The organism is Pseudoalteromonas sp. S4492 (assembly GCF_005886115.1).
Lineage (GTDB): Bacteria > Pseudomonadota > Gammaproteobacteria > Enterobacterales > Alteromonadaceae > Pseudoalteromonas > Pseudoalteromonas gelatinilytica.
In genome coordinates this window covers 1-256 of the sequence record NZ_PNCP01000248.1, presented here as the reverse complement: position 1 = coordinate 256, position 256 = coordinate 1, and the positions used below count along the sequence as shown (strand labels likewise).

At 50.8% G+C, this 256-nt stretch carries 1 pseudogene; it reads left to right on the top strand.

Annotated elements, in window-relative coordinates:
• Positions 1 to 182, top strand: a pseudogene (locus CWC28_RS22385) (hypothetical protein); the annotation flags it as partial.
• Between the last annotated feature and the right edge of the window lie 74 nt (positions 183 to 256).

Genomic DNA, 256 nt, shown 5'->3' with positions numbered 1-256 from the left:
TGACCACTGCCAATCCAAAAGAGAGCAGTGACCGACAGCTGTTTAACAAGCTGGGTATCAATATGGATGACACCACTGAGCTGGATGAGCAGGAATTGGCGCAGATCTGTCCACTTCGAGAGCGAGACTCTTTATTGAACAATGAGCAATACTTCGATGCTATGGGTCAGAAGGCTTCCTGATGACTTTCGACCTTGAGAAGGACCTTCAGGCTCGCCGGGCCCAGGGACTCTATCGCGCACGAAAAACCCTTGAG